The organism is Geothrix limicola, assembly GCF_030268085.1.
GTDB classification, from domain to species: Bacteria; Acidobacteriota; Holophagae; order Holophagales; family Holophagaceae; genus Geothrix; species Geothrix limicola.
On record NZ_BSDE01000003.1, the window covers coordinates 17,340 to 35,821 of the forward strand.

Annotated in this window: 16 protein-coding genes; 5 read left to right on the plus strand and 11 right to left on the minus strand. The window is 68.7% G+C overall.

What is annotated here, in order from left to right; all coding sequences use genetic code 11:
* The first annotated feature begins 15 nt into the window (after nucleotides 1-15).
* From QSJ34_RS07980 to QSJ34_RS07990, 3 genes are all read left to right on the plus strand, one after another.
* Nucleotides 16-408 (plus strand): hypothetical protein, encoded by a 393-nt coding sequence (locus QSJ34_RS07980; protein ID WP_285573625.1) that lies wholly within the window; start codon nucleotides 16-18, stop codon nucleotides 406-408.
* Nucleotides 409-450: 42 nt separating this feature from the next.
* The gene (locus tag QSJ34_RS07985) at nucleotides 451-1,722 is read left to right on the plus strand and encodes a 3-phosphoshikimate 1-carboxyvinyltransferase (protein WP_285573627.1); all 1,272 of its coding nucleotides are present in this window, start codon (nucleotides 451-453) and stop codon (nucleotides 1,720-1,722) included.
* A gap of 1,571 nt (nucleotides 1,723-3,293) precedes the next feature.
* Entirely contained in the window at nucleotides 3,294-4,739 is a 1,446-nt protein-coding gene (locus QSJ34_RS07990; protein WP_285573629.1) for a sigma 54-interacting transcriptional regulator, read from the plus strand.
* A 15-nt stretch (nucleotides 4,740-4,754) separates the two neighbouring features.
* Here the strand turns inward: QSJ34_RS07990 and mutL are convergent, their stop codons facing one another.
* The 6 genes from mutL to QSJ34_RS08020 all read right to left on the minus strand — a co-directional run bounded on the left by mutL (nucleotide 4,755) and on the right by QSJ34_RS08020 (nucleotide 11,291).
* A complete protein-coding gene (gene mutL, locus QSJ34_RS07995; protein WP_285573632.1) occupies nucleotides 4,755-6,551 on the minus strand; it encodes a DNA mismatch repair endonuclease MutL in 1,797 nt (598 codons plus the stop codon).
* A gap of 67 nt (nucleotides 6,552-6,618) precedes the next feature.
* Nucleotides 6,619-7,083, minus strand: a complete 465-nt coding sequence (locus QSJ34_RS08000; protein ID WP_285573638.1) for a hypothetical protein — start codon at nucleotides 7,081-7,083, stop codon at nucleotides 6,619-6,621.
* Complete coding sequence (locus QSJ34_RS08005) at nucleotides 7,080-7,598, minus strand: FMN-binding protein (protein WP_285573641.1); 519 nt, start codon at nucleotides 7,596-7,598, stop codon at nucleotides 7,080-7,082. The genes QSJ34_RS08000 and QSJ34_RS08005 overlap by 4 nt, the downstream gene beginning before the upstream one ends.
* Nucleotides 7,599-7,613: 15 nt before the next feature.
* Nucleotides 7,614-9,050: a multicopper oxidase family protein gene (locus QSJ34_RS08010; protein ID WP_285573644.1), complete on the minus strand. Its 1,437-nt coding sequence runs from the start codon at nucleotides 9,048-9,050 to the stop codon at nucleotides 7,614-7,616.
* Between the two features lie 10 nt (nucleotides 9,051-9,060).
* Nucleotides 9,061-10,380 carry a hypothetical protein gene (locus tag QSJ34_RS08015; protein ID WP_285573646.1) on the minus strand — a complete coding sequence of 440 codons (1,320 nt, stop codon included), beginning with the start codon at nucleotides 10,378-10,380 and terminating at the stop codon, nucleotides 9,061-9,063.
* Nucleotides 10,377-11,291, minus strand: a complete 915-nt coding sequence (locus QSJ34_RS08020) for an FAD:protein FMN transferase (protein WP_285573648.1) — start codon at nucleotides 11,289-11,291, stop codon at nucleotides 10,377-10,379. The genes QSJ34_RS08015 and QSJ34_RS08020 overlap by 4 nt, the downstream gene beginning before the upstream one ends.
* A gap of 136 nt (nucleotides 11,292-11,427) precedes the next feature.
* On the opposite strand from QSJ34_RS08020, the gene QSJ34_RS08025 reads away from it, so the two are divergent.
* Both QSJ34_RS08025 and QSJ34_RS08030 read left to right on the plus strand, forming a co-directional pair.
* Nucleotides 11,428-14,034: a hypothetical protein gene (locus QSJ34_RS08025; protein ID WP_285573649.1), complete on the plus strand. Its 2,607-nt coding sequence runs from the start codon at nucleotides 11,428-11,430 to the stop codon at nucleotides 14,032-14,034.
* An 18-nt stretch (nucleotides 14,035-14,052) separates the two neighbouring features.
* Entirely contained in the window at nucleotides 14,053-15,243 is a 1,191-nt protein-coding gene (locus tag QSJ34_RS08030; RefSeq protein ID WP_285573651.1) for a metallophosphoesterase, read from the plus strand.
* Between the two features lie 13 nt (nucleotides 15,244-15,256).
* Here the strand turns inward: QSJ34_RS08030 and QSJ34_RS08035 are convergent, their stop codons facing one another.
* From QSJ34_RS08035 to QSJ34_RS08055, 5 genes are read right to left on the minus strand one after another with little or no spacing between them, the layout of a single operon-like run.
* On the minus strand, nucleotides 15,257-15,520 hold the full coding sequence (locus QSJ34_RS08035) for a hypothetical protein (protein ID WP_285573653.1): 264 nt from the start codon (nucleotides 15,518-15,520) through the stop codon (nucleotides 15,257-15,259).
* The gene (locus QSJ34_RS08040; protein ID WP_285573656.1) at nucleotides 15,517-16,134 is read right to left on the minus strand and encodes an RNA polymerase sigma factor; all 618 of its coding nucleotides are present in this window, start codon (nucleotides 16,132-16,134) and stop codon (nucleotides 15,517-15,519) included. The genes QSJ34_RS08035 and QSJ34_RS08040 overlap by 4 nt, the downstream gene beginning before the upstream one ends.
* Before the next feature lie 39 nt (nucleotides 16,135-16,173).
* Complete coding sequence (locus QSJ34_RS08045) at nucleotides 16,174-16,797, minus strand: YceI family protein (protein ID WP_285573657.1); 624 nt, start codon at nucleotides 16,795-16,797, stop codon at nucleotides 16,174-16,176.
* Nucleotides 16,798-16,811: 14 nt separating this feature from the next.
* Nucleotides 16,812-17,618, minus strand: coding sequence for an HvfC/BufC family peptide modification chaperone (locus QSJ34_RS08050; RefSeq protein ID WP_285573660.1), 807 nt, complete (start codon nucleotides 17,616-17,618; stop codon nucleotides 16,812-16,814).
* A complete protein-coding gene (locus QSJ34_RS08055) occupies nucleotides 17,611-18,474 on the minus strand; it encodes an MbnB/TglH/ChrH family RiPP precursor modification enzyme (RefSeq protein WP_285573662.1) in 864 nt (287 codons plus the stop codon). Before QSJ34_RS08055 ends, QSJ34_RS08050 begins: the two co-directional genes overlap by 8 nt.
* Between the last annotated feature and the right edge of the window lie 8 nt (nucleotides 18,475-18,482).

Sequence of the window (18,482 nt, forward strand, 5' to 3'; positions counted from 1 at the left end):
CCGGAGGTACCATCCATGCGGCAACGGCAGCGCGGTGAAGGCAAGATCGGGTGCATCATCTCCTTTCTCGTCCTGGGCGTCCTGGGTGCGGTGGCGTACAAGGCTGTCCCCGTCTACTACGGCAACAGCGAACTGGCTGACGCCTGTGACTTCATCGCCAGCGGTGCCGCGGGCAAGCCCGTCGAAACACTGGAACGAGAAGTGAAAGCCAAGGCCAAGGAATTGGAGGTCGATGAAGCCCTGACCGACAAAAACGCGATTCGAGTCACCAAGGTCGGCGCCGGAGAGGCTGGAACTTGTACGATCACTCTCCGCTACAAGCGGACCATCGATTTCTACGGCGTCTACCAGTGGACCCTGGTGACGGACAAGCGGCTCAGCAAACCCTTCTACGAAAACATACGCTAATCCGCGCTTGCGGCCGGGCCTGCCTCACGGCACCCTGCCCAGATGCGCCTGTCACTTCCCGAAGACACCCACCTCGCCCCTGGCGAACCCCTGGCGTCGGTGCGCATCCCGGGCTCCAAATCCGTCACCAACCGAGCCCTGCTGCTGGCCGCGCTGGCCCCCGGTCCCAGCCTGCTGCGCGGCGGTCTGGAGGCTGAAGACACCCGCTGGATGCGCCAATCCTTGCGAAGCCTGGGCTACGCCCTCGAAGAAGCCGACGGGACATGGAGCCTTCGGGGAGGCGCCCGACCCCGAGCCGAGGCCCCCCTTTGGCTCGGAGCCTCCGGCACCACCCTGCGTTTCCTGCTGCCCTGGCTGGCCCTGTGTTCCGAAGGACCCATCCACCTGGAGGGCGACCCCCGCCTCTTCGAACGTCCCCTTGGTCCCCTCCTTGAACCCCTGCAGGCCCTGGGCGCGCGCTGGTTGCCGGATGAATCCGGAGCATGGCTGCATCCCAGTCCCACGCCCCCGCAACAGCTCGACCTCCGCGTGGACGCCCACCTCAGCAGCCAATTCCTGTCGGGACTTGCCCTCGCGGCAGCCGCCCTGCCTGGACCGAGCCTGCTGACCTGGACCGAGGTGGCGAGCCCCAGCTACCTCACCCTGACGACCCAGTGGCTTCGGCGCTTCGGATGCATGGCCGAATTGGAACCCGGCTGCTGGCGCATTCCCGGCGATTCCCTCCGGGCCGGCCGGTTCGAGCTGCCGGGGGACTGGAGCGGAGCCGCGGCCTTCCTCGCCGCCGCGACCGCGACGGGACGGACGCTGCGGCTCGGCCCCCTCGATCCGGAGGACGCCCAGGGAGACCGAGCCATGATCGCGATCTTGGAAGCCGCCGGCTGCAGTCTGCACTGGGTGGATGCGCAGGTCCTGGAAGCCTCAGGCCGCCTGTCTCGCGGGCTGGATGCGGATCTGACGGATTGCCCCGACCTGGGCCCGGTCCTCGCCGCCCTGGCCGCCCTGGCGCCCGAGCCTTCGGAATTGCGGGGCCTCCATACCCTGCCTCTCAAGGAATGCGACCGGCTGGACGCCTCGGCCGAACTGGTGCGCTGGTTGGGCGGCCAGGCCGAGGTGATCGGAGACCACACCCTGCGCATCCGCCCAGGCACGCCGCCTCGCGAGCGGCCCGCCTTCGATCCTCGGAACGATCACCGCATGGCCTTCGCCGCCGCCCTCGGCGGACTCCGCTGGGGCGGAAACCTCCTGGACCCCCACTGCGTCGCCAAGACTTTCCCGGACTTCTGGGAGGTCTGGCGAGCCATGCTCCGATGTTGAGAGCGGCCTGGCTGGGAGACTGGAAGGCCCCCTGGGGACTCGACCGGGGAAGGCGCTGGGGGGATGCCCCCTGGGCCCTGGCCGCCATTTCCCAGGCCTGGCTGCTAGGAGGTCATGAGGGACGGTGGCCGCGGCTGGATCAGGAGGCCCACCGATCCCGTGGTCCCCATGTGCTCTCGCCCCCGACCACCTTCGATTCCCGTCCGGATCCCGCCTGGGTTGCGCGCCTGCGCCACGGGAGCGCCAAGGTCCCCGCCACCCAGCGCGGCGACCGGGAGGACGAACTCCTAGCCTGGGCCTGGGAAGCCCTGCTTGAAGGCGATGGAACGCCCTGGATGGCGGCGGGGTCGGTGCTGCTGGACCTGCCTCTGCGCCTGAAATGGGTGGCGGCCCTCGGCGCAGTGGATCCGGAGGGCCATCTCTGGCTCCCGCCCTACCTGGATCTGATCCCGCCCGAATGGCATGACCTACCCTGCGGATGGTGGGAGAGCCTGCTCAAAGCCATGGATGCAGAAGGCCGACTGCTCCCCGAGGGACCCCTCAATCCGAACCTTCCTTGGCCCACCCTCCAGAAGCATGCGGATCCCCTGGTGATGGCCACTCTCCCCGAGGATCTGAAGGCCCACCACCAGGCCGCCTGGCTATGGGAATCCCCCACCGGAGGCTGGATGTTGGCCCCCGCGGTCCGGGCCTGGGCTCGGGGATTCGGAGCGTCACCCAAGGGCCTCATGCCCCTGGTGCCCCACAGCCTCGGTGCCGGCCATGCCCCCGGCGCCGACCTCGCCGATCTCCTCGCCCTGCGTATGCCTGCCTCCCACCCATCGGGGTGGGGACCTTCCATCCAGGCCGACCTCCAAGAAGACCTCCAGCGCCCCGAAGCCCCCAAGGCCTCGGGACATCCAACCTGGGACCGACTCCGCATGCGCTGGGGTGGCGAGCCCGCAGCTCCCGCCCCCCATTACCCCGCGTGGGATACCCCCGCCGCTCCCTGCGCAGACCCATTCCACTGGATGGCACAGGGGCAGGTTTGGTTTAGAAATTACAACCCCAAAGGTGCACTTCAAGCTTTCAATTTGGCCTACGCTCACTTCGTACGATTACAGGCAGTCGGGTGGGCCTCACGTGCTGCCTCGAATGCAGCCATCGCGGCTCTTCAATGGGCGAACGTTCCAACCCATAAACTCTGGCGTTTAATAAGAGGCCCTCTCCCGGGGCCCTGGCGTGATCTCGAAGAAGCACAACTTGCTGGAATTTATCTAGAAGAAGAGGAGGCTCTTTCTCAAATTCGCAAATTAGTCGAACAATACCCGGATTTGCCTGAGGGGTGGGGGTTGCAAGCGACGCATGGTGTTGATGCTGACCGATGGGATCTGGTCAGAGAAAGTTTGCCGCATGTAAGTGAACACCCTTATGCACGGTTCTTGGAAGCTGCACTGGGCCCGTTGATAGAAGGCCCTCCGGAACATACTGACCCCGAAACCCGCCTCAGCTGGGAAGCGCATCGTTTGTTCCGGGGCACAGGGAATGCTCAGGCGTTCTGGTCGGCTTGGCGGGATTGCCCGACGCAGATCATGTGCCTGGAACTGGGGCTGCAGGTCATGGAGCGGGTGCCGGAGCTGCGCACGGCGGCGGACCTGCTGGCACTGCAGGTCATCGCGGATCGGGCGGCCTCGCCTCGGCATCAGCGGCGTCTGGCGGCGCTCTGGCCTCTGTCCGAGGGGGAGGCTGATCCCGCACCCGAGCTTGTATTCAAGGCCTGGCTGGACGAGCGCGAGACGCCGATCTGGATCGTCTGGGAAGAGGATGGCCAGTTGCATTCCCTCGGGAGCGGGGACCCGCCTCCTGAAGGAGCGCTCAGCCGCCTAGCCAAGAACGGCAGCCTGGCTCCGTTCCTTCACGGGAGCTGGGCCTGGCGGGGGTACCCGCTGATCTGGGAGGGTAGCCCCGTCGGCGCCGTGCTGCTGGGCCAAAGGGCGGACGCGCCTCCGGCGCCGGCCCTGGAACCCCTGCTCATCTCGCCCTGGTTGGCGCGGATCCGGGCGCGGCGCCCGGTCGAAGCGGTCGTCGAGTCCGGCCTCCTGCTGACGGATGGCAGCGAACCCATGGCCACCATCCTGCGCGAGCTGGACCGCGTGGCCGCCTCGGATCTGCCCGTGCTCATCCTCGGCCCCACGGGCAGTGGCAAGGAACTCGCGGCCGGAGAGGTGCACCAGCGCTCGGGTCGATCCGGCCCTCTGGTCGCGGTGAACTGCTCGGCCTTCGCCGAGGGCCTGCTGGAATCCGAATTGTTCGGGCACACCAAGGGCGCCTTCACGGGTGCTGACCGGGACCGCCGCGGCGCCATCGAGGTCGCCAAGGGTGGCACCCTGTTTCTCGACGAGGTCGCGGACCTTTCGCCGCGCCTCCAGTCCATGCTGCTGCGCGTCCTCCAGGAGCGCGAGATCCGCCGGGTGGGATCGGATCACGCCCTCAAGGTGGATGTCCGCTTCATCGCGGCCACGCACCGGTCTCTGGAGGATCTGAGCCGGGCCGGCGCCTTCCGTCGCGACCTGCTCTTCCGGCTTCAAGGCGCGGTGCTCAACCTGCCCGCCCTGGCCGAGCGGCGCCACGAATTCCCCTTCCTGCTGCCTCGGCTGACGCTCCGCGCGGCCCAGGCGGTGAAGCGGCCCATCCCCGCGCTGGCCCCGGGCCTGGCCCAGGCCCTGGCCCGCCTGCCCTGGCCCGGCAATGTCCGGGAACTGCTCCACACCCTGGAGCGCGCGATCCTGCGCTGCGAGGACGGCATCCTGAAACCCCGACACTTCCCCGAGCTGGACACCCCGACCCTGCAATCTCGCACCTGGGATGAAGCCACCCGCGCCTTCCAGCGCCGCCTTCTGCTGGACACCCTGCAGGGCCGCCACTTCAAGGTGGCCGAGGCGGCCCAGGCCCTGGGCCTCGCCCGTCCGGCGCTCTACGCCACGGCCAAACGGCTGGGCGTAGACCTGGTGGCCGAAAAGGCGCTGAGACCGTCCTGATCCGCGTTTCGGCGTCTACACCCTGCGCCCGAAGCTGCGGTCCAGATCATCCAGAGTGAGCTTCTTGATGATCGGCCGGCCGTGGGGGCAGGTGTTGGGAACCTCGCAGGCCAGCAGGTCCCGGATGAGTCCCAGGGCCAGGTCCGAGGGCAGCGCGTGGTGCTTCTTGATGGCGGCGCGGCAGGCCAGTTCCGCGTTGAGATCGCGCCGGAAGACGTCCAGATCCACGCGGCCTTCCCGTTCCAGACGGGCCAGCAGATCCTCCAGCAGGGCCTGCGGATCCCGGTCCGCCAGGAAATCCGGCAGGCCGCGGACCACGAGGGCGTCCGCGCCGAAGGCCTCCGCTTCGACACCGACGGCCCCCAGTTCCCCCAGGAAGGGCGAGAGCCGGGCCATGGCTTCGGGTCCGAGCTGAACCACCTGGGGCGGCATCAGGGGCTGGATGGCGGGGGCGTGGCGGCGCAGGAAGAGCCGCTCGAAAAGAATCCGCTCGTGGGCCACGTGCTGGTCCACCAGCCAGAGTTCGGGCCCGGCGGATGTCGTAATTTCCGCCACCAGGTAGGTCCGCTGGAAGGCCCCCAGGTAGCGGATCTCCGAGCGTTCCTCCAGGTTCTCAGACACGCCCGTGGGCGTGGGTTCGTAGGCGTAGATGGTGTCCAGGGGCCGCGTGTCGAAGGTCTCGGTCTGGGTCTGGTAGGCGCCCAGGGCGCCGCCCGAATGATCCGACCAGAGCCGCGGATGCTGGGGCGCGGCGCGGCGCGACGGATCCAGTTCGAATTCGGCCTCCAAAGGCTTGGGCGGCAGTTCCAGCACCGAGGCGAGGCCGCCCCGCAGCTTGGCCCAGGCTTCTTCCGCGCCGCTCCGCACCCAGGCGAAGATGCGCTGGGGCTCGCGGAAGCGCACCTCGGCCTTGGTGGGATGCACGTTCACGTCCACGGCTTCTGGCGGCATCTCCAGGAAGAGCACGGCCGCGGGGTACGAGCCCTTGGCGAAGGTACCGGACCAGGCTTCCGACAGGGCCGCCAGCAGGAGGCGATCCCGCACGGCACGGCCGTTCACGAAGAGGTAGAGGTGGTTGCGGTCACGGAAGCTGAGATCCGGCGGCGAGACGAACCCCCGCACCTGCCAGGGCCTTTCGCCGTTCACGAAGGGCACCAGCCGGCCCAGCTTGTCGCCCAGCAGGGGTGCCAGGCGCAGGCCCGCATCCTCCACGGGCGGCAGCACGAGGGGCGCACCGCGATCGGGACGGATGACCCAGTGGACGCCCGGCGCGCTGAGGGCCAGCCGCGCCACCGCGCCCCAGAGCTGGGCGTGTTCGGTGTCCGTGGACTTGAGGAAGCGGCGCCGCGCCGGCAGCTGCGCGAAGAGATCGCGCACGGTCACGGTGGTGCCCCGGCTGCGGGAGACCGGCGCCACCTCCTTGATGACACCGAATTCGCAGCGCAGGCGATGGCCCGCGCCTTCCGCTTCCGCACTCGTGAGATCGAAGCGGCTCACGCTGGCGATGCTGGGCAGGGCCTCTCCGCGAAAACCGAAGGTGCCGAGGTGACCGAGGTCCTCGGCCGTGCGCACTTTGCTCGTGGCGTGGCGCTCCAGGGCCAGGTAGAGGTCGTCCCGGGCCATGCCCGAGCCGTCGTCGGCCACTTCCAGCAGGCGCTTGCCGCCCTCCTCCCAGGCCACCTCGATGTGCCGCGCACCCGCATCCAGGGCGTTCTCCACCAGCTCCTTGAGCACGGAGGAGGGCCGTTCCACCACTTCTCCCGCAGCGATCTGGTTGGCCACCTGGTCGGGGAGAATGCGGATGCGTGACATACCCTGAATGTACCCCTCCCCGGCCGCTGGTGGTCCCTTGAAAACGCCTGCCCTTTGGAGTCTGAGCTCAGGACGGATTCAGGGAGGCATCCGCTTCGGCCAGGGCGCTACGCGTCTGCCTCAGGGGCGCGAGCAGGTGCACGCCGTAGCCCGCGAGAAAGAGCAGGCTCGACACACCGTGGATCCAGGCCAGGGCCAGGCGTCCGGCGGGTGCGACCACCACCTGCACGCCGTAGCCGCTCAGCACCATGGGCGCCAAGACCATCGCCAGCAGGAAGCCCGAGGCCCGGCCCACGGGCCGACCCGAGCGCCACATGGGCAGCACGTGGCCCCGCACCAGCATGCCCAGGGCGAAGACCAGCAGGGGCGCCGCAAGCACGTGCAGATGCTGCAGCGCGCCCTGAAGCGGATGGGCCTCCAGTCCGAACTCGCCCTCGCGCTGCCCGTAGTAGCGGAGCCAGCCGTAGATCAGGCCCGTCGCGCCCGTGAACAGGGCGGCCAGGTGGAGGCTCCAGCGTTCCAGGCGCGTCATTTCTTGTCCCCGTATAGGACCTGCCACAGGCCGAGGCAGCGCCGCGACGCGTCCGTGAGGGCATTGGCCGTGAGCGTGGCCCCGCCGAGGGGACGGATGCCCCGCCTGAGGCTCAGTTCGTCATCGAGCTGGTGGCCCACCAGCTGCTGCTTCCAGGCATCCTTGGCCATGTATTCCTGGGGCTCATGGAACTGGATGACCTCCACGCGCAGGATCCGGCCATCGGGGGCCACGGCCACCATGGCCGTCTCGTTCAGGGTCCTCACTCGGTGGGTGTCGAAGAAGGCCACGCCCACGGGTTTTCCATTCACCGCGGCCTCGTAGGCGATCCACCAGAGGCCCGGCAGCTCCCGCTGGGAGAGTTGCTTCACCCTCTGGGCCTGGGCCTCACTGAGGAAGTATTCCTTGCGCGTGAAGGCGGCGCCCGGAAAAGCGAGCTTCAACGCCTCATCCCGACTGGGCAGCGCGGCGGCCAGAGAGGCGGTCAGGAGGAAGGCTGGAACGAGACGCATCATGATCACTCCAGAAGATCACTGGACCTCGAATTGGCCCATCATGCCGGCGCCCTCATGCTCGAGGATGTGGCAGTGGTAGAGGTAGCGGCCGCTGAGCCCCTGGAAACGCAAGATCACCCGCACGGTCTCGCCGGGACTGACCAGGAAGGTGTCCTTCCAGCCCCGCTCGCCCTCGGGCAGCTCACCGCCGCTCCGGCTGAGGATCTGGAACTGGCCGCCGTGGATATGGAAGGGATGGGCGATGGTGGTGGCGAAATTGGTCACCTCCCAGATCTCCGTGCTTCCGGCGGATACCGTGACATCCACTCGCATCTCATCGAAGGTCTTCCCGTTGATCACGGCGTCACCCGTATCCTCCAGCCCGAACCTGCGCGTCATCGCGGCCTCCGATTCGGGAATGCGAGGAACGGGCGTCAGGGACCCAGGCACGGGACGGGCCGTTCCGGGCCTCGCGATGCGCAGCTGCATCACGGGAAAGCCCCTCCCCTGGCCCGCCTCGGCCTCTTCGCTTGCGGCCGCGAAGGCCTCGCTGCGCAGGAAGAGACTGCGGCCCAGGTCCTTCGAGAAATCCACGAGGATCTCCGCCCGTTCGGCGGGCCCCAGCCTGAGCTGGGTGAGGGCCACGGGGGCCGCGAGAAACCCGCCATCCGAAGCGATCTGATGGAAGGTGCGTCCATCCTCGAGGGCAAAGGCGTAGCGGCGGGTGCTGGAACCGTTCAACAGGCGCAGCCGCACCAGGCCTGCGGGCAAGTCCAGGTAGGGATTCTCCACGCCGTTTACGAGGATCCGCTCGCCCATCATGAAATCCTTGCCGCCCATGCTTTCCATGTAGGCGAGGGAACCGTCGGCCTTCAGGCGGCGGTCCTGCACCACCAGGGGGAAGTCGTCCACGCCATAGGCCTTCGGCAGCGGGAGGGCATCGGAGACGTCATCTTCCAGGAGGATCAGCCCTGCCATCCCCAGATTGACCTGGAGGCCCGTGGATCCGTGCGGATGGGGGTGGTACCAAAGCAGGGCCGCGGGCTGGTCGGGTGTGAAGGCGGCCAAGGCGGTTTCACCGGAATGGATCCCTTGGTGGAGGTCGGGGACGATGTCCATGCTCCCCGGTACCTTCAGTCCGTGCCAATGCAGGTTGGTGTCACTGTGATCGGATTCGGGCAGGTGGTTGGCGAGGGCCACTTCCACGGCCTGCCCCCGGCGCATGCGCAGCGTGGGGCCCAGGATGGCGCCGTTGTAGCCATAGGTTTCGGTGGGTTTCCCCGCTTCAAGTTCGCTGGTGCCGGCCTGGGCCACCAGGTCGTAATGCACGCTTCCCCCCGTCCCCACCGTGGCGGCCAGGAGGGGCGGCACGGGCATGGGGCGGGAAAACTTGGTGTCTGAACCTCCACTGCCTCCGCAGGCCACCAAGGCGGCCAACGTCACGCCCGCGAGGAGGCTTTGAAACAGGCGCATGCCGCCCTCCTCAGAAGTTGTAGCCGATGCCGAGGTTGAACTGATCCTGGGCGGTCTTGGCCTTGTTGTCGGCCTTGGTGTAGTCGGCCTTGACCACCACCTGGGGGATGGGCTTGTAGTCCATGCCGAAGGTCAGGTAGGTGCGGTCGTTGGCGGGGTCGGCCACGACGCCTGCCGCCACCTGCTTCTGGAGTTTGAGCTGCTCGTAGCGCACGAAGGGGATCAGGGACTGGCGCGTGCCGCCGCTGCTCAGCAGGTCATAGCCCACTTCCAGATAGCCGCCGGCCTGGTTCGTCCCCACTTCCCGAAGGACGCTGGCCGCGGGCAGGGCCTCCACTCCGGCCTTGCTGATGCTGGTCTGAGCGTAGATCGCCCGCACCTGCCAGCCCCGGGCCCGGTACTCGCCGTGCACTTCGGCGATGCTGGTGTCGAGGGGCACGCCGGTATCAGGAATCGTGTCATTGCCGCCCTGGTTGCTGTTGCCGCGGTAGAAGCTGCCACCCACCAGCGCTCCGGGCGTGAAGGTCCAATCGAGCCGTCCCGTGAGGGCCAGCTTGTTGGCCTGGGCCTGCTTGCCCAGCTGCACGGCGCCCGTGATGCCTTCGGCGTTGAAACCGTGGTCGGCATCCCGCCCGATGCCATCGAGGCCGTTGACCGCGAAAAGACGATAGGTCAGGCCATGGCCGAGATCCCCGTGGATGCCCACGCCGTTCTCGCGCCACGTGGTGGGGATGATTCCGCCTTCGTTTTCGAGGAAGGGGCGCCGGGCGCCCAGGCGGGAGGGCGGCTCGTGCAGCTCGTTGACGAAGCCCATGGGCATGAGCAGAAGGCCCGCCCGCACGTTGAAGGCGCGGTTCACGAGGAAGTCCAGGTAGGCGAATTCGAGGATGGCCTCGCCGTCCGTGCTGCGGTCGCTGTAGCCGCCGTGCTCCCACTCCAGTTCCGTGTTGAGCACGATCCAGTCGTTGAACTTGTAGCCCATGTACAGCACCGCCCGCAGGGCATCCGTCTGGGCCGTACTCGGCAGCGTGCTGCCATCGGGAAGCAGCTTGCTGCGCGTGTTGGTGTAGAGCACCTCGCCGTAGCCGCCGATGCTCAGGCCACCCTTGGTGTCGTAGACCTTGGACGCAGAGGCGCCCAGGCCGAAGCGGCCCTGGTCCGGCGCCTCCATCTGGGTGCCCGTGCTCTGGGCCTCGAGCTGCTTGGAGAGGATGTCGAGCTTGCGCTCCAGATCCTGGATGCGCTTCTCCTGATCGGGCTTGGGCGGTTCCTGGGCGAAGGCTGGCCCGGCCAGCAGGGTGCACATCAGGGGAGTGAGGAAGGCTTTCATCGGGGCTCTCTTAGAATCAGGGTGGGGTGGAGGGAACGGAAGGCCGGGCTCAACCGGATGCTGCCGTCCCGAAGCAGAAAGGCCGCCGCCACGTCGTGGCGTTCGGCCCAGCGAAGGCCAGCCTTGGGTCCCAGGACGTAGAGGGCGGTGGACAGCACGTCCGCCGTCAGGCCGTCCGCCGCGACGACGGCCGTACTGCCCCAGGCCGGGCAGGGTTCTCCGCTACGAGGGTCCAGGATGTGACGGCCCCGCTCGGAGGTGCCGCTGCAGGAGAGCGAGGCTTCGTTCAATCGGAAGGTGAGGCGGGGTCGCTGGCGGTCCAGGGGATCGGCCACCGAGGCTTCGACCGGGCTTCCCCATGCCAGGAGCTGGCCGCCGAAATCCAGGAGTCCCGCCTGGGCCTGGGCAGCGGCCTTCATGCGATCCAGGGCGTAGCCCTTGAGGAAACCCCCCTCTTCTAAGCCCGCGGCGGGATGGCCCAGCTGCGCCATGCCGCTGCGCGCATCGAGCCGAAGCAGGGCGGCGCCCGAAGCCTCGCGTGCCTGCGCCACGGCCTCGGGGCTTGGATGCGCGCCCCCCTGGCGAATGCCCCAGGCGTTCAGCAGCGCCCACAGCACGGGGTCGAAGGCCCCTTCGGTGCGCGCCGTCCAGCCCTTCACGGTTTCCAGCAGACCGATCCACTCCGCCGCCAGCGGGACGGCCGCCCCCCGGGCCGCGTTCAGGCGACTCCAGGCGGAGGCCGGATTCCAGGTGGAGCAGGCCGCCTCGATGCGCTGGGTTTCGGCCAGGGCCGCCTCGGAGGCCTTACCCAGATCACCCGTCCCCTCCAGGTGGACGCGCAGTTCCGTGCCCATGGCGAGCACCCGGCGGTCCATCGCCGGAAGCGGCGTGGAAGGCGTGGGCTGCGACACCTGTGGCACCGGAGCGGGAGGGGGAAGCGCGATCAACACGAGAATGAGTCTCAAATAATCACATTCCCCTTTCAAGGCATTTTTGAGATTGGTTCTCATAATGTGACCCGAGTCACCCGGCGGGCAAACTGGAGCCATGCCTCTGAGACCTCTCTCCACCCTCCTGCTTCTGCCCGCCTTGCTTCAGGCGGCCCCCCGCACCCAGGCGCCCGATGCCGCCTGGATCACCTTCACCACGACCCACTACCGCATCCACTGCCCCAGGGCCTTCGAAACCTTCGGCCGCGAGGTGGCGGGTCGCGTGGAAGGCATCCATGCCCAGTACCTGAACCTCGTCGGCTACGCCCACGACAAGCCCATCGACATCCTGATCCAGGACCCCGTGATGGAGTCCAACGGCCAGGCCCTGCCCTTCCTGAACCGGCCCCACGTGGTGCTCTGGAAAACCGAGCCCGAGGCGGACTCCAGCATCGGCCACCACCACGGCTGGCCCGAGCTGCTGCTCACCCACGAGCTGGCCCACATGCACCACCTGCTGCGGCCTGCCCGGAAAGCCAGCCTGCTGGAACGCTGGACCGCCGTGGTGGGCCCTCTGCCCCGCAAGACACCCCGCTGGGCGATCGAAGGTTACGCCACCTACATCGAAGGCAAGCTCACCGGCAGCGGCCGGCCCCACAGCGCCATCCGCGCCTCGGTCCTGCGCCAGTGGGCCCTGGAGGGGAAGCTGCCTTCGTACGAGGCGATGAGCGGGGCGGAGGGCTTCCTGGGCGGCAGCATGGCCTACCTGGCGGGCAGCGCCTACCTGGAATGGCTGGACGCCAGAGCCGCCGATCCCAAGGCCTTCCAGACGCTGTGGCTCCGCATCGCTGGCAAGCGCTCCTTCGAGGAATCCTTCAAGGCCACCTTCGGGTTCGCTCCCAAGGACGGCTATCAGCGCTTCTGCGCCGAGCTCACCCACACGGCCCTGGAACTGGAGCGCCGCGCCAAGGCCGAGGGGCTCCGCGAGACCGAAGCAGGAGCGGAGGTCCACCGTCGCGCAAAGCGCGATGACCCGCAGGGCGCAGCCCAGGAAGGGCTGCGTGAGGGCGAACTCGTCACCCAGCTGCACGGCTGGGCCTCGGACCTGTCCCTCAGCCCCGATGGCTCCAGGCTCCTGGCGCGGGTGCTCGATCCCCGAAAGCCCGGGCTCTACCTCTGGGACCTGAAGGCTCCGAAGGCCAAGGCCGCCGACAAGAAGGCGGACCCCGACGAGCCCGCCGATCATGCCCCGGCGCTGCCCGTGCTTCCCCCCACCCGGCGGCTGGGCCGCATCGACGGCGCCCTGCCCGCCAAGCCCTCCTGGACCTCGGCCAGCACCATCGCCTACGAGCTGCGCCTGCCCGATGGTGAAGGCGTCCTCCAACCGCACCTCCGGACCTGGCGCGTGGGCCCGGGCACCGCACCCGTGACGCCCGCGCCCACCGCCTCCCTCGCCTGGAAAGAGGTCGACGGCATCTGGAACCTCGTGGATGGCGCAGGAAGGCCCCTCACGCGCACCCTGGCGGCCGCCTGGAATCCCGTGGCCTCGCCCGATGGCAAGTGGATCTACTACACCCAGCTCAGCGCCACGGGCCTGCAGATCCGCAGGCTCGACGCGTCCCTGCCGCCCCTCGAGGAAAGGCCCCTGCCCCAGGACGCCGCGGCCCTGGTGAAGCAGACGATTCTGCCCAAGGCCGACGAACCCAGCCCCCTGCCTCCGCCCGTCTCCGTGGAGCCGCACCCCTACCGCGTCGGAGAGACCCACCATGTGTTCTCCCTCGTGGGCTACAGCGACACGCCCTCGGGCACCAGCCTGCAGGTGGGCGGCGGCGGCAATGATGTGCTGGGGCGCCTGAACTGGCAGGTGCTCGCGGGCCTCGGCAACGCCACGGGCCCGCGCGGCGGCAATCTGGGCGCGGCCTGGCGGGGCTGGCGCTGGGCACCCTCGCTTCAGATCTTCTCCACGCTGGATCAGCCCTCCCGGCAGGATCACCTCTTCGTGAAGGGTATGGATCGGGAGCGACGGGGCGCCGAGCTGGCCTTCGCCTACGAGGACCTGGGCCGGCCTCGCTTCAGCTTCCGCCCCGTGGCGGCCTTCGAGCGCATCACGCCCATCGGCGGGGAGGTGCTCACTCGCGCCCTGGCTGGCGGCGTCGCCTCCCTGTCCAACCACTGGAGCCAGGACGGTCAGGGTTTCCGGGGCGCCGCGACTCTCCACGAGTACCAGGGACGCACCGAGGGCCGGGCCTGGACCCTCAGCCGCCTCGCCCTCACAGCCGGGTGGATCAACCCCTGGGCGCCCCTCAGCCTCCAGGCCGAGGCCGGCCGTCTCAACGGCGACCCGGGCCCCTTCGACCGCTTCCACCTCGGCGGCGTGCCGACCTCCCTCCTGCCCACCGCCCTGGATGCCAACCGCGTGGTGCAGGCCGCCCTTCCCGCCTACACGAGCACGGGCAACCGCCTGGCGCGGCTCCGGAGCGAACTGGGCCTGGGCGTCTTCCGGGCCTACGTCGAACACGCGACCCTCTGGCCGGACAGCGCGCCGCGCCCTTCGGCCCAGCGGGTGGCGGGTCTCGAATTGGATAGCCGCCACCTCAATCTGCCGATGGATGTGCTGCGCAGGATGGCGGGGAACCTCTCCTTCACCCTGGGCCTCCACAGGCCCCTCGACGGGGTGATGAAGGACCGTACGGTGGGAACCCTCAGCGTGATCGTGCGACCCTAAGCTGCCCCAGGGACTCGAATGCCCTTCCTGATCGCCCTCATCCTCATCGTGCTCGTCCAGTGGTTCCACCTGCGCCTGCTGCGCCTGGAGCTTCCGGACCGCACGCACCGGTGGCTGCCCTGGGCGCTCATTCTCGTGCATGTGCCCCTGATCGTGTTCGCGCTCCTCCGCGTGGCCAGCCTGAGCGGGCACCCCTCCCTGCCCCTGCTGCGGTCCCTGGCGCGCTCGGGCTTCTATTTCCAGGCCTTCACGGTGCTCCACCTGATCATCGCCATGATCGCGGAGGGCACCTGGCGGATCAGCCGCCTGGGCCATCCGGATGATCTGGAGGCGGAAGCCGAGGCACCGGACGACGCCGGGCGCCGCGCCTTTCTGCGCACGGCGGCCGTCGCCAGCACGGGCGCCGCCGCAGCCCTGGGCGCGGGCGGCTCCCGCGAAGCCTACGGGGATCCGAGGATCACGCGGCTTCCCCTCGCCTTCCCGGATCTGCCCGAGGGACTGGATGGCCTGCGCCTCGCTCAGCTCAGCGACCTTCATGCGGGCCCCCTCATCGGTCCGGCCACCCTGCGCCGCTGGCGCGAGCTGGCGGAGCGCGAACAGCCCGAACTGCTCCTCTTCACCGGCGATCTGGTGGACAGTCGCCCTGAGGAACTCGAAGCCCTGCTCGTCGCCTTCCAGGGGTGGAATCCGCCCCTCGGACGCTTCGCCATCCTCGGCAACCACGACTACTTTGACGATCCCCGTCCCATCTGGCGCGACCTGGAGGCCGCGGGAATCCGCTGCCTGGAGAACGCGGCGACCCTCATCCCGCGGGGAGACGCGACCCTGGCCCTCATGGGCCTGCAGGATCCCATGGCGCGGAACGGCCGCTTCCGCCGCATGGTCTTCGGCCCCGGACCCCGGCCCGCCGAGGCCGCCCGCGACCTGCCCGCCGACGCCTTCCGCATCTGCATGAACCACCGCCCCAGCGAATGGGAACAGGCCCTGGCGGCGGGGGCCCGGCTCACGCTCTCGGGTCACACCCACGGCGGCCAGATCAACCCCATTCCCGGTATCAGCAGCGCCCGCCTCATCGGCCCGCGCACGCAGGGCCTCTTCCGCGAGGGCGAGGATCTGCTCTACGTCAGCCGCGGCCTGGGCGTGGTGGGCCTCCCCATGCGCATCGCCGCGCCGCCGGAGATCGTCATCATCACGCTGAAGCGGGGCTAGTTCACTTCCCCGTTCACTTCTCTTTGCGAAGGGCTGCCTGCACCTGGGCCTGTACTTGGGCGAGGGCGAGGGTCGCGGCTTCGGGGGCCTTCGCCGGCGCCGCGAGGGATCGCTTGGCCACGCCGGGCAGGGCTTCCAGGCCGCGCAGGAAGCCCGCGCACACGCGGCAGAGCAGGAGATGCAGCCAGATGCCGAGCCGCCTCCGCAGCGGCAGCGCGCCTTCCAGATACTCGGTGAGTTCGGTCTGGACGTCGTGGCAGGAGGGCAGGAGCTTCATGAGCGGCCTCCCAGGACATGGCTTCGCAGGCGCGCCTGAAGCAGCACCCGGGCGCGGTGGAGCCGCTGCCGGACGGTGCCTGGCGCCAGTTGGAGGTGGCGGGCGATGGCGTCGAGATCCCAGTCCTCCAGATCCTTCAGGACGAAGACGATCCGCTGCGAATCCGGCAGCTCGTCCAGGGCCCGCAGCAGGCAGGCCCGCATCTCCTGCTTCTCCACCAGCGCGTGGGCCTGCGCCTCTTCCTGCCATTCGGGCAGGTGGTCCGTTTCCGTGTGGTGGCCGCGCTCATCAAAGGGCCCGAGGGCCAACGGCTCGGGGCGTTCCATGTCCTGGATCCGCACCCGGCTGCGCCGCGTCATCAGGGCCGCGTTCAGGCAGATCTTGTAGCCCCAGCTGCTGAAGCGGCTGCGTCCCTCGAACCTGGGCAGATCGCGGTGCATGCTCATGAGCGCGTCCTGCAGCGCATCCTGGGCATCGGCCTCGTTGCCCAGGATGCGCTGGATCCCGTTGAAGAAGAGCGAGAGGTGGGGCTGCACGAGACCGCCGAAGGCCTCCGAGTCGCCCTGGGCGGCCCGCTGGATCAGCTCCGGTTCTGCGAGAAGGGTTGCCGTCATGCCGCTGCCAGTGTCGGCGGCGGCCCCTTCCCCGGCAAGCTACTTCTTGGCGGGGGCCTTCTTCGAGGCGACGGGCGGCTTCATCGCGGCCTTGGGCTCTTCGAAGAAGCCCACCAGCAGGAGGTTCAGTTCCACCTGGCGCTTTAGGCTGATCTTGGCCGCCACGCTTTCGGCGCCGATGCCGTAGTCCAGGCGGTCCAGGGGCAGCATGGTTCGGTACGACCAGGTGCGCACGCCGGCGCCGTTCATGCCCTCGGCGGGCTCGAAGGAGAGGTCGAGGTCCTTGCTGACCCCGTGCATCTGAAGGGTGCCGTGGACCTTCACGCGGTCGCCCTCCTTGCGGACATCGCTGGAGGTGAAGGTGATCTTCGGATACTTGGCCACGTCGAAGAAATCCGCCGAGCGCAGGTGTTCGTCGCGGCTCTGGATCGCCGTGTTGAGCGACTTCGCATCGATCTCGAGGCGCACCTTCGCACCCTCGAAGGTGGCCGGATCGCCCTGGATATCGGCCTTGTAGTGCGCGAAGCGGCCCGGCACGTCGAAGAGCAGAGTCGAAGCCTTGAAACCCAGCACCGTGTGGTTGTCGTCCACGCGGAAGACCTTGGTTTGGGCCATGAGGGTAGGAGCCAGCAGCAGGGCTGGCAGGAGGATGCGAAGGAGCATGGGGGCCTCTCGGGCTAGGTGGGGGTTTGGAATCCGGCGATGGCGCCGTCTCGATGCAGGTCTTTGAGCAGGGTCATCGCCGCGTCGGGGCCGGCCAGGCCCAGGGCCGCGGCCACCTCGCCAAGGGGCCGGTCCTGGGCCCGCACGAGGAGCGCCGCCGTGGCGGGGGTCAGCTCCAGGAGCCGGGCATCGCCATCAGCCAGGCGATAGGCGATGAGATGAGTGGGGCGGATTTCGGGCACCGGTGAGGCTTCGCTCGCGCGATGCACCGCATGGGTGTAGGTCAGGATCTGGGTGGCCGGATCCAGGACGATGCAGTCTTCGGGCGTCGGTTCCGCGCGCAGGCCTTCGGGCCGAGCCGCATCCGGAAACCGGGCGACGAGCACTTCCAGGATCTCGACGTGGGCCAGTTCGAGCAGGAAGGGCCAGCGGTCCTGGCCCCAGCGCGTGCTGGCCAGCCAGCCCAGGAAGGTGGGGGCGATGTCGCGGTACTGGCCGCTGCGGATGAGACGGGCCTCGAGGAAGGCCTGGACACAGGGCTCCCAGGCTCCGGCCGGTTCCAGCAGAGCCTTTGTCACAGGGAACATGGTTTCGAGAGGCTCGATGAGGCTGGCCCGGGCCAGCTCGCGGTAGGTGAGCATCGCTTCGGCCTGGTCCCGGAAGGCCTGCTGATCGGCGCCCGGAAGGGCCTGGCTCCGCGCGACGCGGCCGGGGTCGGCCTCGAGGGCGACCTCGTCCGCATCCAGGACCAGCGAGGCCATGGCGCGCTGCAGGCGGAGGGTTCTCGGTTCGGACCCGGATCCGGTCGTCGCTTCAGGCATGGCGGGCCTCCGCGGACGCCAAGGCTGCGTCGTAGGCCGCGTCGTAGGCGGCCTGGATCTGCGCCCGTTCGGCGAGGAGCGCATCGAGGTCGGGGATGTGGTTGTCCCGCTCCAGCAGCACGGGCACCGGGCGGCCGAGGCGCGCGAGGGTCCACTGCATCAGTTCGATGACGGGGTCGATGACGTCGGCGCCATGGGTATCGATGGTGAGGTTGCCGAATTTTTTGTGCCCCGCGATGTGCATCTGGGAGACCCGGTCCAGGGGCATGCGGGACAGCCAGGCCTTGGGATCGAAGCCGAAGTTGAGCGCGTTGACGTAGACGTTGTTGATGTCCAGCAGCCAGCCCACGTCCGCGCCCTCCAGCACCGTGCTGATGAAGTCGGCCTCGTCCATGTCGGAAGCCCCCAGCTCGGCGTAGTAGGTGATGTTTTCCAGCAGCAGCGGCACGGGCAGCCGGGACTGCAGGTCCCGCGCGCGGGCGATGGTGTGGCGCGCGGCCTCCCGCGTGAAGGGGAGCGGCAGCAGTTCGTGCAGGCAGTTCGCGTCCACCCGGGTGAAGCAGAGGTGCTCGGAATGCCAGGGCGTGCCAGTGCGGAGGAGGAAGTCCCCCAGGTCCTGGAGGTAGGTCTCGTCCCAGGGATCGTAGCCACCCACGGACATGGTCAGTCCGTGGGTGAGCACCGGATCCCGATCGAGGATGGCGCAGGCCAGCCGGTGCTGGCGGCCCCCGTCCCCAACCACGTTCTCAGGACAGGTTTCCCAGAAGGGTACGCCGTGGCCTTCCCTCCGTGCGACCTCTTCGAGGTGCGGACGGCGCAGCCCGAGGCCGACGCCGTGGAAACGGTCCTGAGTCACGGCAGCCT

What these genes read in the sequence shown, in the direction of transcription:
- QSJ34_RS07980 (WP_285573625.1), top strand. Translation starts at nt 16, where the DNA reads ATGCGGCAACGGCAGCGCGGTGAAGGCAAGATCGGGTGCATCATCTCC.
- QSJ34_RS07985 (WP_285573627.1), top strand. Translation starts at nt 451, where the DNA reads ATGCGCCTGTCACTTCCCGAAGACACCCACCTCGCCCCTGGCGAACCC.
- QSJ34_RS07990 (WP_285573629.1), top strand. Translation starts at nt 3,294, where the DNA reads ATGTGCCTGGAACTGGGGCTGCAGGTCATGGAGCGGGTGCCGGAGCTG.
- mutL (WP_285573632.1), bottom strand. Translation starts at nt 6,551, where the DNA reads ATGTCACGCATCCGCATTCTCCCCGACCAGGTGGCCAACCAGATCGCT.
- QSJ34_RS08000 (WP_285573638.1), bottom strand. Translation starts at nt 7,083, where the DNA reads ATGACGCGCCTGGAACGCTGGAGCCTCCACCTGGCCGCCCTGTTCACG.
- QSJ34_RS08005 (WP_285573641.1), bottom strand. Translation starts at nt 7,598, where the DNA reads ATGATGCGTCTCGTTCCAGCCTTCCTCCTGACCGCCTCTCTGGCCGCC.
- QSJ34_RS08010 (WP_285573644.1), bottom strand. Translation starts at nt 9,050, where the DNA reads ATGCGCCTGTTTCAAAGCCTCCTCGCGGGCGTGACGTTGGCCGCCTTG.
- QSJ34_RS08015 (WP_285573646.1), bottom strand. Translation starts at nt 10,380, where the DNA reads ATGAAAGCCTTCCTCACTCCCCTGATGTGCACCCTGCTGGCCGGGCCA.
- QSJ34_RS08025 (WP_285573649.1), top strand. Translation starts at nt 11,428, where the DNA reads ATGCCTCTGAGACCTCTCTCCACCCTCCTGCTTCTGCCCGCCTTGCTT.
- QSJ34_RS08030 (WP_285573651.1), top strand. Translation starts at nt 14,053, where the DNA reads ATGCCCTTCCTGATCGCCCTCATCCTCATCGTGCTCGTCCAGTGGTTC.
- QSJ34_RS08035 (WP_285573653.1), bottom strand. Translation starts at nt 15,520, where the DNA reads ATGAAGCTCCTGCCCTCCTGCCACGACGTCCAGACCGAACTCACCGAG.
- QSJ34_RS08040 (WP_285573656.1), bottom strand. Translation starts at nt 16,134, where the DNA reads ATGACGGCAACCCTTCTCGCAGAACCGGAGCTGATCCAGCGGGCCGCC.
- QSJ34_RS08045 (WP_285573657.1), bottom strand. Translation starts at nt 16,797, where the DNA reads ATGCTCCTTCGCATCCTCCTGCCAGCCCTGCTGCTGGCTCCTACCCTC.
- QSJ34_RS08050 (WP_285573660.1), bottom strand. Translation starts at nt 17,618, where the DNA reads ATGCCTGAAGCGACGACCGGATCCGGGTCCGAACCGAGAACCCTCCGC.